The sequence below is a fragment of the Brevundimonas sp. NPDC007368 genome (genome assembly GCF_042869015.1).
Lineage (GTDB): Bacteria > Pseudomonadota > Alphaproteobacteria > Caulobacterales > Caulobacteraceae > Brevundimonas.
In genome coordinates this window covers 107,466-121,641 of record NZ_JBIAFA010000006.1, presented here as the reverse complement: position 1 = coordinate 121,641, position 14,176 = coordinate 107,466, and the positions used below count along the sequence as shown (strand labels likewise).

The following is a 14,176-nucleotide window of genomic DNA, read 5'->3' as shown; positions in this document are numbered from 1 at the left end:
GTTAATGCGGTTTCGGCCGAAGCGTTCACTATTCTCCCCTCGGGCGAACGGCGTCCGGCTCAGAAGTCGACGGCCAGGCCCTTCTTCTCCCAGTCGCCGTAACGGGTCGGCTCGGGGCCGCGCGGGCCGCCGTGCTCGGTATCCAGCACCGGCGCTTCGGCCGCCTTGCGACGTTCGGCCGCTTCCATGAGGGCGCGACGTGCGATCGCGTTCAGGGGCCGCTCGGGCGTGGCGTGGGGGACATCGGCGTTGAAGGCGGGGGCGCCTTCTTCGGCGGCGTCGTCGTCCGCGGGGGGCGGGGTGGGCTGTTCGGTCACAGGGGGACTGCCTTGAGGGCGAGGATACAGGGCCTCACATAGACGTTCAGGACTTCTTCGCCACCCCTGACGACGCCCGGACCCGATGAACCATCTCAAGACCTTCGCCCTGCTGGCCGTGATGACCGCCCTGTTCATGGGGATCGGCTATCTGATCGGCGGCGCGACCGGCATGATGATCGCCCTGCTCGTGGCGGCGGGGATGAACCTGTTCAGCTACTGGAACGCCGACAAGATCGTGCTGAAGATGTACAAGGCGCAGCCGGTGGATGAGACCCATCCCAACGCCGTGGTCCGCGCCTATGTCGCGGACATCAGGCAGATGGCGGCCGACGCGGGGCTGCCGCAGCCGACCATCACTATCATTCCCAATGACCAGCCCAACGCCTTCGCCACGGGCCGCAATCCGCAGAACGCCGCCGTGGCCGCGACCAGCGGCCTGCTGGACATGCTGACGCGCGAGGAGGTGCGCGGGGTGATGGCGCACGAACTGGCCCATGTGAAGAATCGCGACACCCTGACCATGACGGTGACGGCGACAGTGGCGGGGGCCATCGCCATGCTGGCCAACTTCGCCATGTTCTTCGGCGGCGGCGACGACCGCGAGCGGCCGGGCGGCATGATCGGGACCATCGCCCTGATGCTGCTGGCGCCCATGGCGGCGGGTCTGGTGCAGATGGCCATCAGCCGCGCCCGTGAATACGAGGCCGACCGCGTCGGGGCCGAGATCGCCAACGACCCTCAGGCCCTGGCCTCGGCCCTGCAGAAGATCGAGGCCTATGCGCGGGGGGCGGTGAACGCTCCGGCCGAACGCAATCCGGCCACGGCCCATATGTTCATCATCAATCCGCTGAACGGGAAGGGCGCGGACAACCTGTTCTCGACCCACCCGGCCACCGGCAACCGCGTCCGCGCCCTGATGGAGATGGGGGCGAAGATGGGCATGAGCCGACCCCCGGCGGCGGCTCCTGTCGCAGCCGCCCCGTCGGGCGGCGCGCCCCGGACCAGCGTGCCGACGACGCCCTCTGCGCCGAGCGCGCCGCGCGGTCCCTGGGGCTGATCGCCTTTGCGCCTTCGGGCGTAAACGGTTAGAGCGCGCGCATGACCGACAAGTCCGAACCCGCCGATCTGCCCGTCTTCGACAGCGACCGCCCCGAGTGGGCCCAGGCTCACGGCCCGCTGCGCTCGTTCGGGCGCATCAAGTCGCGGCCGATCAAGGCGCGCCAGGCGGCCCTGTTCGACACCCTGATGCCTCAGATCGCCGTGCCGGACCCTGCCAAGGGCGCGATTGACCCGGTCGCCCTGATGCCCGAAGCCAAGGAAGTCTGGCTGGAAATCGGCTTCGGCGGCGGCGAGCATCTGGCGGAACAGGCGACGCGCAACCCCGACGCCCTGATGATCGGCTGCGAGCCCTTCCTCAACGGCGTGGCCTCGGCCCTGCGTCATGTGGAGGAGGGCGGTCTGAAGAACGTGCGCCTGCACGCCGACGACGCCCGCGCCGTGATGACGGCCCTGCCGGACGCCTCCCTGGACCGGGTGATGATCCTCTTCCCCGACCCTTGGCACAAGGCGCGCCACAACAAGCGCCGCTTCCTGCAGGACGAGACGGCGGTGGAGATCGCCCGCCTGCTGAAGCCCGGCGGTCGCGTGCGTTTCGTCACCGACTGGCTGGACTATGCCGAATGGGCCCTGGAGCGGCTGGATCGCACGCCTGGCCTGACGCGGATCATGGCCGAGGGCGAAGACTGGTTCGCCGTCCCGGCCGACCACGTCGTCACTCGCTATGAGGAAAAGAAGCTGGGCGACACCACGCCGATCTTCCTTGAGTTCCGGCGCGCCTGAACGGTCTGAAGTCCGATGCTGAGGCGTCGGGCGTTACGGGAAATTACGCAAGGGATATTCCGCAGGCGCCGCTTCGCCTGCCGTTTACCCGTATCAACGATTTTCGCTGAAATTTCGTCAGGGGAGGCGCGTCGTCGCTCGTCTTCTGACGGGACCTCCGCGCGGCCGCCCCGGGCCGTCGGCGACGCCTGACCTTTTTCAAGCTTGATCCATCGTGTCGGCGCGCGCCGGTGCGCGTGCAGTAACAGGACTAATCCCGGTGAATCTGGACAACGTAAGAATTTCGCGGAAGCTGGCGGGCGCCTTCGCCCTGATCGTGGCGGTGATCATCGCGCTCGGCGTGGTGGTCTTCATGCAGGTGAGCGCGCTGGAGAAGGCCAAGGAGACGGTGGCTCTGGCCGAGGCGGTCACCGCCAAGACCAGCCAGCTCAAGCGCTCGGTGGATCAGCAGGAAAGCGCCGTCCTGGCCTATATCCTGACCGGAAAGCCGGATCACCTGGAGCGGATCGAGCGGCACAAGGGCGGCTTCCGTGACGGCGTCGCGGAAATGAGAGCCATGACCGCGCATCTTCCGGGCGCCGGCGAGCGTATCGATGATCTGGTGAAGGCCGTGAGCGCCTATCAGGCTGCAGTCATTGATCCCGAGGTGCGTCTGGCCAGCCGTCCGGAAACGCGGGCGGAGGCCATGGCGCTGACGGAAAGCGCGATCCCCGACCAGTTCATGGAACCCGTCGACGCGGCCTTTGATGCGATCGTTGAGGCCCAGGCCAATCGTAAGAAGGCGGCGGTCGAGGATCAGAGCCAGGCCTTCGCCGCCACCAAGGTCGCCTTGGGCGTCGGCATCCTTTCGGCTCTGGCCCTGTCGATCCTGTTCGGTCTGGGGCTGGCCAAGATGATCGCCACGCCGATCGCGGCCATGACCTCGGCCATGCGCCGTCTGGCCGGTGGCGACAAGACCATCATCGTGCCCGCCGTGGGCCGCAAGGACGAGGTCGGCGAAATGGCCGGCGCCCTGCTGGCCTTCAAGGACGCGGCCATCGCCAACGAGCGTCTGGAAGCGGAAGCGGCGGCCCAGCGCGCCGCCGCCGAGGAAGAGCGCGCGCGCGTCGAGGCCGAGAAGGCCCGCACCGCCGAGGAGGACCGCATCGCCGTCACGGCCCTGGGCCAGGGTCTGCAGGCCATGGCTAACGGCGATCTGACCCACCGCATGACCGCCCAGGTGGCGTCGCGCTCGGAGCAGCTGAAGACGGACTTCAACACCGCCATCGCTCAACTGGAGCAGGCTGTGGCCGTGGTCGTCGACAACGTCGCCGCCATCCGTTCGGGTTCGAGCGAGATCTCGCAGGCCTCCGACGATCTGTCGCGCCGCACCGAGCAGCAGGCGGCCTCGCTGGAGGAAACCGCCGCCGCCCTGGATCAGATCACGGCCACGGTGAACCGCACCGCGGACGGCGCCCGTCAGGCTTCGGGCGTGGTCCAGTCGGCGCGCGGCGACGCCGAGAAGAGCGGCGTCATCGTCCGCGACGCGGTCGAGGCCATGAACGCCATCGAGCAGTCCTCGGCCCAGATCGGCAACATCATCGGGGTGATCGACGAGATCGCCTTCCAGACCAACCTCCTGGCCCTGAACGCGGGCGTCGAGGCGGCCCGCGCGGGCGACGCCGGCCGCGGCTTCGCGGTCGTGGCCTCGGAAGTGCGGGCCCTGGCCCAGCGCTCGGCCGAGGCCGCGAAAGAGATCAAGACCCTGATCTCGGCCTCGGGCCAGCAGGTCGGCGCGGGGGTGACCCTGGTCGGCCAGACCGGCGAGGCCCTGCAGCGTATCGTCAGCCGCGTGGCCGAGATCGACGGCCTGGTCTCGGAAATCTCGGCCTCGGCCCAGGAGCAGGCCACCGGCCTGCAACAGGTCAACACCGCCGTGAACCAGATGGATCAGGTCACTCAGCAAAATGCTGCGATGGTCGAGCAGTCGACCGCCGCCAGCCACTCGCTGTCGCAGGAGGCCGACGTCCTGGCTGCCTCGGTGTCGCGCTTCCGCACCGGCCAGGCCGCCGCGCCTGTCGCCGCAAAGAAGCCGGCCCCGGTCCGCGCTCCGCAGCCGGTGGCCCGCACGCCCGAGCCGGTGGCCCAGACCATCGCCGCCCTCAAGACCGTCGGCCGCGGCGGCGCCGCTCTTAAGGCGCAGCCCATTGAAGACGGCTGGGAAGAGTTCTGATCACGGCTGAGACGACGAGGGGCGGCTTGCGCTCCTCGTCGTCGGCGTCCCTCGGTCTGCGGCCATCCATCTTGACGTCGCGGCAATAGGGAATTGTACGCAGGGATTTCTACGCACCGCCGGTTTTCCGCTGCGTTTACCGGCGTTCTTCATTCTCCCCCTGACAGTCAGGGGATATGACGATGCGTAGTTTGACGATCGGCGGCAGGGTGAACCTGCTGTCGGTGCTGGCGGTGGCCGGCCTGCTTCTGGTGACGGGCCTCTCCTTGTTGAAGCTCGACGGCGTGATGCGCGCCGAGATCGCCGACCGGACCAGGAAGACGGTCGAGGTCGCCCATAGCGTCGTGTCCCACTATCAGGCCCAGGAACAGGCGGGCGTCATGACGCGGCCCCAGGCCCAGGCGGCGGCCCTGTCGACCCTGCGCGCCCTGCGCTACGGCCAGGACGATTATTTCTGGGTCAACGACATGCAGCCGCGCATGGTCATGCACCCCTTCAGCCCGCAGCTGGAAGGTCAGGACCTGAGCGCCAAGACCGACGCCGACGGCGTCTTCATGTTCCGTGAAATGACCGAAATCGCCCGCCGAGACGGCGCGGGCTTCCTCAACTACCGCTGGGCCAAGCCTGGGCAGGAAGAGCCGGCGTCCAAGGTCTCCTACGTCAAGGCCTTCAAACCCTGGGGCTGGGTCATCGGTTCGGGCGTCTATACGGATCAGATCGTCGCGGCCGTGGCCGGCGCCGCCCTGACCCTGGGCGGGATGGCCCTGGCCGTGGCTGTGGCCATGGGCGTGGCCGGCTGGATGCTGGGGCGTTCGGTCGCCGGGCCGGTCGTGGCCCTGGCCGACCGCATGAAGCGGCTGGCTGACGGGGACAAGGCTTCGGCCATTCCGGGACTGGCGCGTCATGACGAGATCGGCCGCATGGCCGGGGCTCTGGAAGTGTTCCGCGACGCGGCCATCGCCAACGAGCGTCTGGAAGCGGAAGCGGCGGTCCAGCGCGCCGCCGCCGAGGAAGAGCGCGCGCGCGTCGAGGCCGAGAAGGCCCGCACCGCCGAGGAGGACCGCATCGCCGTCACGGCCCTGGGCCAGGGTCTGCAGGCCATGGCTAACGGCGATCTGACCCACCGCATGACCGCCCAGGTGGCGGCCCGTTCTGAGCAGCTGAAGACCGACTTCAACACCGCCATCGCCCAACTGGAGCAGGCTGTGGCCGTGGTCGTCGACAATGTGGCGGCCATCCGTTCGGGTTCGAGCGAGATCAGCCAGGCCTCGGACGACCTGTCGCGCCGCACCGAGCAGCAGGCGGCCTCGCTGGAGGAAACCGCCGCCGCCCTGGACCAGATCACCGCCACGGTGAACCGCACCGCGGACGGCGCCCGGCAAGCCTCGGGCGTGGTCCAGTCGGCCCGCGGCGACGCCGAGAAGAGCGGCGTCATCGTCCGCGACGCGGTCGAGGCGATGAACGCCATCGAGCAGTCCTCGGCCCAGATCGGCAACATCATCGGGGTGATCGACGAGATCGCCTTCCAGACCAACCTCCTGGCCCTGAACGCGGGCGTCGAGGCGGCTCGCGCGGGCGACGCCGGCCGCGGCTTCGCCGTGGTGGCCTCGGAAGTGCGGGCCCTGGCCCAGCGCTCGGCCGAGGCGGCCAAGGAGATCAAGACCCTGATCTCGGCCTCGGGCCAGCAGGTCGGGGCGGGCGTGACCCTGGTCGGCCAGACCGGCGAGGCCCTGCAGCGCATCGTCAGCCGCGTGGCCGAGATCGACGGCCTGGTCTCGGAAATCTCGGCCTCGGCCCAGGAGCAGGCCACCGGCCTGCAACAGGTCAACACCGCCGTGAACCAGATGGATCAGGTCACTCAGCAAAATGCTGCGATGGTCGAGCAGTCGACCGCCGCCAGCCACTCGCTGTCGCAGGAGGCCGACGTCCTGGCCGCCTCGGTGTCGCGCTTCCGCACCGGCCAGGCCGCAGCCCCTGTCGCCGCGAAGAAGCCGGCCCCGGTCCGCGCTCCGCAGCCGGTGGCCCAGACGGTGGCCGCCCTGCGCAGCGGCGCCCGCAAGCCGTCTCTGGTGGTGGTCTCAGACGGCTGGGAGGAGTTCTGAACCTTTGCGACGACGGCGGGGGCTGACACGGCCCCCGCTTTCGCCTATATGACCGCTCACATCGTTAGACCGGCGTCCAACGGCGTCGTTTCAAGCGGCGGCCCGGACGGACCGCCGCTTTTGTATTTGGACCTGACCCTTGCGCGCCAAGACCGCTGAAGACCGCGCCCTGCTGGAGATGATCGACCCCGTGGCCGAGAGCCTGGGGCTGGCCGTCGTGCGCGTGCGCCTGATGGGCGGCACCCTGCGTCGCCGTCTGCAGATCATGGCCGAGCGCGTGATCGACAATGACATCTCGGTCGAGGAATGCGCCCGCCTGTCGCGCGCCGTGTCGGAAGTGTTCGACGCCGCCGATCCGATCTCGGGCGAGTACCTGCTGGAGGTCTCGTCGCCCGGCATCGACCGCCCGCTGACCCGCCTGATCGATTTCGACCTGTTCGAAGGCTATGAGGCCCGCCTGGAAACCGACCGCATGGTCGAGGGGCGCAAGCGCTTCAAGGGAATCCTGGCCGGGACCGAGGGCGACAACGTCGCCATCGATCTGGACGGCGAGGAGGACACGGCCCTGATCCCCTTCGAATGGATTGCGGACGCCAAGCTGGTGCTGACCGACGAACTGCTGAAGCGGGGCGCGGCCCTGCGCGCGGCGCGCGGCGAACCTGAAGACGACGGCCTGCCGGAAGGTGCGGCTGAAGACGAACAAACCACCCCGACCTCGACCAAGGACAAAGCCTGATGGCCGTCACCGGTATTTCCGCCAACCGTCTCGAACTGCTCTCGATCGCCGACGCCGTCGCGCGTGAGAAGAACATCGACAAGGAAATCGTCATCGAGGCGATCGAGGAGGCGATCCAGAAGGGCGCCAAGTCGCGCTACGGCGCCCATCACGACATCCGCGCCAAGATCGACCACAAGACCGGCGAACTGTCGCTGACCCGCCACGTCACCATCGTGCCGGACGACTGGCAGCCGGAAGACGAACTGGAAGAGTTCAACGACAGCGCCATGGTGCGTCTGCGCGACGCCTCCAAGCGCGACCCGGAAGCCGAGGTCGGCAAGGAATACGTCGAGGTCCTGCCGCCGTTCGAGTTCGGCCGCGTCCAGACCCAGATGGCTCGCCAGGTCGTGACCGGCAAGGTCCGCGAAGCCGAGCGCGCCAACCAGTACGAAGAGTTCAAGGATCGCGTCGGCGAGATCGTCAACGGCACGGTCAAGCGCGTCGAATACGGCAACACCATTGTCGACCTGGGCCGTGGCGAAGGCATCATGCGCCGCGACCAGTCGATCCCGCGCGAGGTGTTCAACGTCGGCGACCGCGTCCGCACCTACATCTACGACGTCCGTCCCGAGGCCAAGGGGCCGCAGGTCATGCTGTCGCGCGCCCACCCCGGCTTCATGGCCAAGCTGTTCGCCCAGGAAGTGCCGGAAGTCTATGACGGCGTAATCGAGATCCGCGCCGCCGCCCGCGACGCCGGTTCGCGCGCCAAGATGGCCGTCCTGTCGAACGACAGCTCGATCGACCCCGTCGGCGCCTGCGTCGGCATGCGCGGCTCGCGCGTTCAGGCGGTCGTCGCCGAACTGCAGGGCGAGAAGATCGACATCATCCAGTGGAACGACGACGAGCCCACCTTCATCGTCAACGCCCTGGCCCCGGCCGAAGTGGCCAAGGTGGTCATGGATGAAGAGGCTGACCGCGTCGAAGTCGTGGTGCCGGACGAGCAACTGTCGCTGGCCATCGGCCGTCGCGGCCAGAACGTGCGCCTGGCTTCACAGCTGACCGGCTGGCAGATCGACATCATCACCGAGTCGCAGGACAGCGAGCGTCGCCAGAAGGAGTTCGCCGAGCGGACCGCCCTGTTCCAGGAAGCCCTGGACGTCGACGAGACCATCGCCCAGCTGCTGGTCACTGAAGGCTTCGCCACCATCGAGGACCTGGCCTTCGTGGAATCCTACGAAGTCGCCGAGATCGAGGGCTTCGACGAGGAGACCGCCGAAGAGCTGCAGACCCGCGCCCGCGAATTCCTGGACCGCAAGGCCGCTGAGCTGGACGCCAAGCGCGTCGCCCTCGGCGTCGAGGACGCCGTTCTGGACGTCCCGGGCGTGACCGGCGCCATCGCCGTCGCCCTGGGCGAAGGCGGGGTGAAGACGGTCGAGGACCTGGCCGACCTGGCCACCGACGAAATCCGCGGCGGTTATGAAGTCCGCAACGGCGAGCGCGTGAAGGTCGCCGGCGTGCTGGAGAGCTTCAACCTGTCGCAACAGGACGCCGAGCTGCTGATCCTGCAGGCCCGCGTGGCCGCCGGCTGGATCGACGCCTCGGAGCTGCCGCAGGTCGAAGAGCCCGAGTATGAGGAAGAAATTTTCGCCGAGGCCGGCGAAGAGGGCGCCGAATACGAGGTTGAAGCCGTTGATGCTGATGCGGAGGTCTTCGCTGAAGACCTCGAGCCGTCGCAAGACTGATGGGAGCCGCAGCCGTCCATGACCCCGAACGAGGCGCTGATCGATAGAGACCGTCAGGACCTGGTGACCCGCCAGGTTCTCGATGAATCTCGCCTGATCCGCTTCGTGCCGGCGCCGGACGGCTCGGTCGCGCCCGACCTGGCGCGCAAGCTGCCGGGCCGGGGGCTCTGGGTCGAAGCCTCGCGGGCTTCGATCGAGACGGCGGTGAAGAAGAACCTGTTCGCGCGGTCGGCCAAGGCGCCGCTGAAACCCGCGCCGGACCTGGCCGATCTGGTCGAAAAGCTGCTGGTCCGGCGCTGTCTGGACCAACTGGGTCTTGCCCGGCGCGAAGGCGTGCTTATCTCTGGCTTCGAAAAGAGCGCCGCCGCCATTCGCGGCGGGCGAGCGGCTTGGGTCATCGAGGCGGCGGACGGTTCCGCTGACGGTCGAGGCAAGCTTCTGGCCCTGGCGAAACATCCGTCCCCGGCGCCCAAAATCTGCGGCGCATTCAGCGCGGACGATTTGAGTTTGGCCCTTGGGCTGGAAAATGCGATACACGCCGTCCTGCTGCAAGGCGGGCGAGCTGATCGCTGGACCCTCGAGGTCGAGCGGCTGGCGGGATTTCGGCCTCTGCGTCCAGAGAGCTGGCGCCGGGACGGTCCCGGCGACGGCGCCGAGGACGACCGGGGCGAGACCCTGGAACGAGAGCCTGAGGCTTTTGGCGGGCGAGGACCTGTTTCCTGATCAGGAAGCGGGACCACGCCCGGCTATGGGTGTTTGACGAGACGATGGCGGAATTCTCCGCCCCGAGTAAAGCGACCGGATGAGCGACGAAAACGACAAGACCGAAGACGGTAAGACCCCTGCCAACGCGCCTTCTCAAACGGGGCCGCGCGCTCCGCTGAGCCTGAAGCCGCGGACGGCCGGATCGGTCTCGACCGGCACCGTGAAGCAGAGCTTCAGCCATGGACGGTCCAAGACCGTGGTCGTCGAGACGAAGCGCCGCGCCGGCGCCGCGCCCGGACATCAGCGTCCGCAGGGCTTCGACGTGTCGCGTCCGCGCGCCGAGCAGGGTGCGCCGCAATCGCCGCGCGCCAATGCGCCGCGTCCGGCCGGCGGAGGCCTGTCGGTCGAGGAGCAGGAAGCGCGTCGCCGCGCCATCGCCCTGGCCACCCAGGCCCAGGCCGAGCGTGAACGCGCCGCCGTGGCTGAAAAGGCCGCCCGCGAAGCCGCCCAGCGCGATCAGGCCGCCGCCGCCGAGAAGGCCGCTGAAGCCGCTCGCGCCGAAGCCGCCGCCGCCAAGGCCGCGGCCGACGCCGCCCGCGCCGAAGCCGCCAAGCTGACGGCCGCCGCGCCGCCGGCCACCCCGGCCAAGCCCAAGATCGAACTGCCCAAGCCGATCGTGCCGGCTCCGGCTCCGGCTCCGGCTCCGGCTCCGGCCGCGCCCGCCGCTCCGGCTCGTCCGGCCGCGCCCGCGCGTCCGGTGGTCAACTTCGGCCAGCGCGCGCCCAAGATCCCGACCGGCCGCGCGCCGATCGAGCGTCCCGCCTTCGGCGGCCGCTCGGCCCGCGAGCAGGCCATGGGCGACGGCGATCGCCCGCAGTCCGATCGTCCGCAGGCCTCGGACCGTCCGCAAGGCGGCCGCCCGCAAGGCGATCGTCCGCAGGGCGCCCGTCCGGCCGCCAGCCAGACCGTCCGCTATTCAGCCCTTAACCCGAAACCGGCGCCCGGCGCCGCCCGACCCGGCGCGGCCCGCACCGGCCCCGGCGGCCGCCCGACCCCGAACCAGCCGCCGGCGACGCCCGATGTGGCCCGTCCCAGCCGCGCGCCCGGCGCCGGCTTCGGCCGTCCGGTCCGTCCCGAGGACGACCGCGACAAGCGCTTCTCGGACGCCGGCAAGGCCGTCAGCCGCACGCGCGGCGAACCCAAGCGCCGCGAAGGCCGCCTGACCATCCAGTCGGTCGCCGGCGACGGCGACACCGCCGAGCGCATGCGCTCGCTGGCCTCGGTCCGCCGGGCCCGCGAACGCGAGAAGGAAAAGCGCAAGGGCGGATCGACCGATGCGCCGAACCGGCCGCGTGAAGTCGTCATTCCCGACGTCATCACCGTGCAGGAGCTGTCCAACCGGATGGCCGTCCGCGGCGTGGACATCATCAAGTTCCTGATGCGTCAGGGCATGATGATGAAGATCAACGACGTGATCGACTCCGACACCGCCGAACTGGTGGCCGAAGAGTTCGGCATGGCCGTCAAGCGCGTGTCGGAATCCGACGTCGAGGAAGGCTTCATCGCCGAGGCTGACGACGAAGGCGCCACCACCCTGCGCGCCCCGGTCGTGGCCATCATGGGCCACGTCGACCACGGCAAGACCTCGCTGCTGGACGCTCTGCGCACGACCGACGTGGCCGGCGGCGAAGCCGGCGGCATCACCCAGCACATCGGCGCCTATCAGGTGCGCCTGGAAGACGGCCAGCGGGTCACCTTCCTGGACACCCCGGGCCACGCCGCTTTCTCGGCGATGCGGGCGCGCGGCGCCAACGTCACCGACATCGTGGTCCTGGTCGTGGCCGCCGACGACGGCGTCATGCCGCAGACGATCGAGGCCATCCGTCACGCCAAGGCCGCCAACGCGCCCCTGATCGTCGCGGTCAACAAGATCGACAAGCCGGACGCCAACTCGCAGAAGGTGGTCAACGAGCTGCTGCAGCACGAAGTCATCGCCGAAAGCCTGGGCGGCGACACCCAGATCATCGAGGTGTCGGCCAAGAACCGCATCAACCTCGACGGCCTGATCAACGCCATCCTGCTGCAGGCCGAGGTCATGGACCTGCGCGCCAACCCGGACCGTTCGGCCGAAGGGGTGGTCATCGAGGCCAAGCTGGACAAGGGCCGCGGCCCGGTCGCCACCGTCCTGGTCAAGCGCGGCACGCTGAAGCGCGGCGACATCGTCGTGGCCGGCTCCGCCTGGGGCAAGGCCCGCGCCCTGCTGGACGAACGCAATGCTCAGCTGACCGAAGCCGGTCCTTCCGTCCCGGTCGAGATCCTCGGCCTGTCGGAAGCGCCCTCGCCGGGCGACGTCTTCGCCGTGGTGGAGAGCGAGGCCCGCGCCCGCGAGCTGACGGAATACCGTGAGCGCGTGAAGCGTGAGAAGAGCCAGGTCTCGGGCGGCAGCCTGTCGCTGGCCGACATGATGGCCAAGCTCGGATCGAAGAAGATCAATGAGCTGCCGGTCGTCATCAAGTCCGACGTCCAGGGCTCGGGCGAAGCCATCTCGGCCTCGCTGGAGAAGATGGGCAACGACGAGGTGCGTGCACGCGTCGTCTATTCGGGCGCCGGCGGCATCACCGAGAGCGACGTCAACCTGGCCAAGTCGGCCGGGGCGCCGATCCTCGGCTTCAACGTCCGTGCGTCCAAGCAGGCGCGCGAACTGGCCGACCGCGAAGGCGTCGAGATCCGCTACTACTCGATCATCTACGACCTGCTGGACGACATGAAGGGCGTGCTCTCGGGCATGCTGGCGCCGCTCCAGCGCGAAACCTTCCTCGGCAACGCCAAGGTGCTGCAGGTCTTCGACATCACCAAGGTCGGCAAGATCGCCGGCTGCCGGGTGTCGGAAGGCGTGGTCCGCAAGGGCGCGCGCGTCCGCATCATCCGCGACGACGTGGTGGTGCTGGAACTGGGCGTGCTCAACACGCTCAAGCGCTTCAAGGACGAGGTCAACGAGGTGCCCTCGGGCCAGGAGTGCGGCATGCAGTTCCAGGGCTTCCAGGACATCAAGGAAGGCGACTACATCGAGTGCTTCACCGTCGAAGAGGTCAAGCGCACCCTGGACTAGGGGTCGCCGGACTGACGAAGGCCTCAGGGGCGCGGTTTCGAAAGGGACCGCGCCCCTTGTCTTTTCGGGGCGAGGGTTCACGGCGGCGGCCGATGCCGTTACGGTCCGCCGGTCGCCGGGGGGCGTGTCCATCGACGGGGTCGCCATGCGTCGCCACATCCTGATTTCGCTTCTTGTGACCGCCTCCGCGGCGGCGGGACCGGCCATGGCCGACACCCGCTTCCTGGCCTTCGACGCACGCGACCGCACGACCCAAGCCCTGACGCGCGGCGTGACCCTGGAGGTCGAGCGCGGCCTGTTCGGCGCCGTGGCGGTGCGCAACCTCTTCTCCAGCACCTCGCGCGGTTCGGCCCGTTTCACGCCGGGCGGGCCCGACGCCGTGCGCCGCGCCCTGCCGGCGGGGGCGAGCGAGAGCGGAGTCTACGCCATCGTTCAGGAGGGCGACGGGCGGGGTCTGTCGCGCGCCCTCTGCCCCGGCTCCGACGAGAGCTGGGTCGTGGTGGGCCGGGTCAAGGCGGGGCGTCCCATGACCATGCACGCCGTCGGCCGCTGGAGCGACGGCCAGTACCGCCACTGCGTTCAGCTGAACTACGACTATCGCGGCGAATGGGCGACGCAGCAGGGCGCCAGCCCGGCGCGGGACGCCCCCGTGGCCTACGGTCCGGGCTGAGGCCCGGATGGGGGCGCTCGGGCGGTTTCTGATCGCGGCCCTGATCGGCCTGCTCGCCGCCCTGTGGACCCTGACCCGATCCGGCGATCCGGCTCTTTTCCCTGCGGCGCCGGGCGAGCCGGGGGTGACCGTCTATCTGCTCGACAACGGCTTTCACACCGACCTGGCCGTGCCGCGCGCGGCCCTGCTGGAAGGGGGAGGGGCGCTGGCCGAGGCGACGGCGGGGCTGGCCCCCGGCGACTGGGTGCTGATCGGCTGGGGCGATGCGACCTTCTATGTCGATCAGAGCCCGATCCCGGGGCGACTGGCCGACGGGGCGCGGGCCTTCTTCCGGCCGGGCAACGCCTCGGTCGTCATGCTGGACCCCGAGGCGCGCGATCCGACGCGGCGGTTCCGGGCCGAGGATCGACAGGCGCTGCGGCTGTCCCGGGCGGGCATGGCGGCGCTGCGGGCGCGGGTCCAGGCGTCGCTGGCGACCGACGCGGCCGGGCGTCCGATCCTGGCGGCGGCGCGGCCCGGCGACGACGCCCGCTTTTTCGTCAGCCGCGAGACCTTCTGGATCGGCCACCTGTGCAACCACTGGACGGCGGAGCTGCTGTCGGCCGGGGGCCTGCCGGTTCGGCCTTTCCGCGCCGTGAGCTCGGGCGAGGTGATGCGGACCGCCGCTCGCGCGGAGCAGGGCGCCGCCAAGCTGGACTTGGAGCCCGTCCGCGACTAGACCGCGCCCTTCGCTTTTTCAGCCGGCGTCCGATCCCCGGC

11 protein-coding genes are annotated in these 14,176 nt (G+C 69.4%); 10 read left to right on the top strand and 1 reads right to left on the bottom strand.

Translation table 11 applies throughout. The features are described 5' to 3' along the window. Positions 1 to 59 precede the first annotated feature (59 nt). Positions 60 to 317: a DUF1674 domain-containing protein gene (locus tag ACFYLW_RS14015; protein WP_312064417.1), complete on the bottom strand. Its 258-nt coding sequence runs from the start codon at positions 315 to 317 to the stop codon at positions 60 to 62. Between the two features lie 85 nt (positions 318 to 402). Here ACFYLW_RS14015 and htpX point away from each other — a divergent pair, with 85 nt between their 5' ends. The 10 genes from htpX to ACFYLW_RS13965 all read left to right on the top strand — a co-directional run bounded on the left by htpX (position 403) and on the right by ACFYLW_RS13965 (position 14,135). Then, complete coding sequence (gene htpX / locus ACFYLW_RS14010) at positions 403 to 1,377, top strand: zinc metalloprotease HtpX (protein ID WP_312064415.1); 975 nt, start codon at positions 403 to 405, stop codon at positions 1,375 to 1,377. A 41-nt stretch (positions 1,378 to 1,418) separates the two neighbouring features. Next, positions 1,419 to 2,159: a tRNA (guanosine(46)-N7)-methyltransferase TrmB gene (gene trmB / locus ACFYLW_RS14005; protein WP_312064414.1), complete on the top strand. Its 741-nt coding sequence runs from the start codon at positions 1,419 to 1,421 to the stop codon at positions 2,157 to 2,159. A 259-nt stretch (positions 2,160 to 2,418) separates the two neighbouring features. Then, complete coding sequence (locus ACFYLW_RS14000; RefSeq protein WP_312064413.1) at positions 2,419 to 4,371, top strand: methyl-accepting chemotaxis protein; 1,953 nt, start codon at positions 2,419 to 2,421, stop codon at positions 4,369 to 4,371. Between the two features lie 182 nt (positions 4,372 to 4,553). Then, positions 4,554 to 6,473: a methyl-accepting chemotaxis protein gene (locus ACFYLW_RS13995; RefSeq protein ID WP_313471839.1), complete on the top strand. Its 1,920-nt coding sequence runs from the start codon at positions 4,554 to 4,556 to the stop codon at positions 6,471 to 6,473. Positions 6,474 to 6,612: 139 nt separating this feature from the next. Then, positions 6,613 to 7,209, top strand: a complete 597-nt coding sequence (gene rimP, locus ACFYLW_RS13990; protein WP_312066188.1) for a ribosome maturation factor RimP — start codon at positions 6,613 to 6,615, stop codon at positions 7,207 to 7,209. Beyond that, positions 7,209 to 8,933: a transcription termination factor NusA gene (gene nusA / locus ACFYLW_RS13985; RefSeq protein WP_312066187.1), complete on the top strand. Its 1,725-nt coding sequence runs from the start codon at positions 7,209 to 7,211 to the stop codon at positions 8,931 to 8,933. Before rimP ends, nusA begins: the two co-directional genes overlap by 1 nt. 18 nt (positions 8,934 to 8,951) lie before the next feature. Beyond that, a complete protein-coding gene (locus ACFYLW_RS13980) occupies positions 8,952 to 9,656 on the top strand; it encodes an RNA-binding protein (RefSeq protein WP_312066185.1) in 705 nt (234 codons plus the stop codon). Positions 9,657 to 9,735: 79 nt separating this feature from the next. Continuing rightward, on the top strand, positions 9,736 to 12,747 hold the full coding sequence (gene infB, locus ACFYLW_RS13975; protein WP_313471838.1) for a translation initiation factor IF-2: 3,012 nt from the start codon (positions 9,736 to 9,738) through the stop codon (positions 12,745 to 12,747). Between the two features lie 145 nt (positions 12,748 to 12,892). Beyond that, complete coding sequence (locus ACFYLW_RS13970; protein WP_312066286.1) at positions 12,893 to 13,417, top strand: hypothetical protein; 525 nt, start codon at positions 12,893 to 12,895, stop codon at positions 13,415 to 13,417. Between the two features lie 7 nt (positions 13,418 to 13,424). Beyond that, positions 13,425 to 14,135, top strand: a complete 711-nt coding sequence (locus ACFYLW_RS13965; protein WP_390183198.1) for a DUF2459 domain-containing protein — start codon at positions 13,425 to 13,427, stop codon at positions 14,133 to 14,135. Positions 14,136 to 14,176: the final 41 nt, after the last annotated feature.

Bases quoted from the DNA above. Each gene is read 5' to 3' on its own strand.
- htpX (WP_312064415.1), top strand. From the start codon at position 403: ATGAACCATCTCAAGACCTTCGCCCTGCTGGCCGTGATGACCGCCCTG.
- infB (WP_313471838.1), top strand. From the start codon at position 9,736: ATGAGCGACGAAAACGACAAGACCGAAGACGGTAAGACCCCTGCCAAC.
- ACFYLW_RS13980 (WP_312066185.1), top strand. From the start codon at position 8,952: ATGACCCCGAACGAGGCGCTGATCGATAGAGACCGTCAGGACCTGGTG.
- ACFYLW_RS13995 (WP_313471839.1), top strand. From the start codon at position 4,554: ATGCGTAGTTTGACGATCGGCGGCAGGGTGAACCTGCTGTCGGTGCTG.
- trmB (WP_312064414.1), top strand. From the start codon at position 1,419: ATGACCGACAAGTCCGAACCCGCCGATCTGCCCGTCTTCGACAGCGAC.
- nusA (WP_312066187.1), top strand. From the start codon at position 7,209: ATGGCCGTCACCGGTATTTCCGCCAACCGTCTCGAACTGCTCTCGATC.
- ACFYLW_RS13970 (WP_312066286.1), top strand. From the start codon at position 12,893: ATGCGTCGCCACATCCTGATTTCGCTTCTTGTGACCGCCTCCGCGGCG.
- ACFYLW_RS13965 (WP_390183198.1), top strand. From the start codon at position 13,425: ATGGGGGCGCTCGGGCGGTTTCTGATCGCGGCCCTGATCGGCCTGCTC.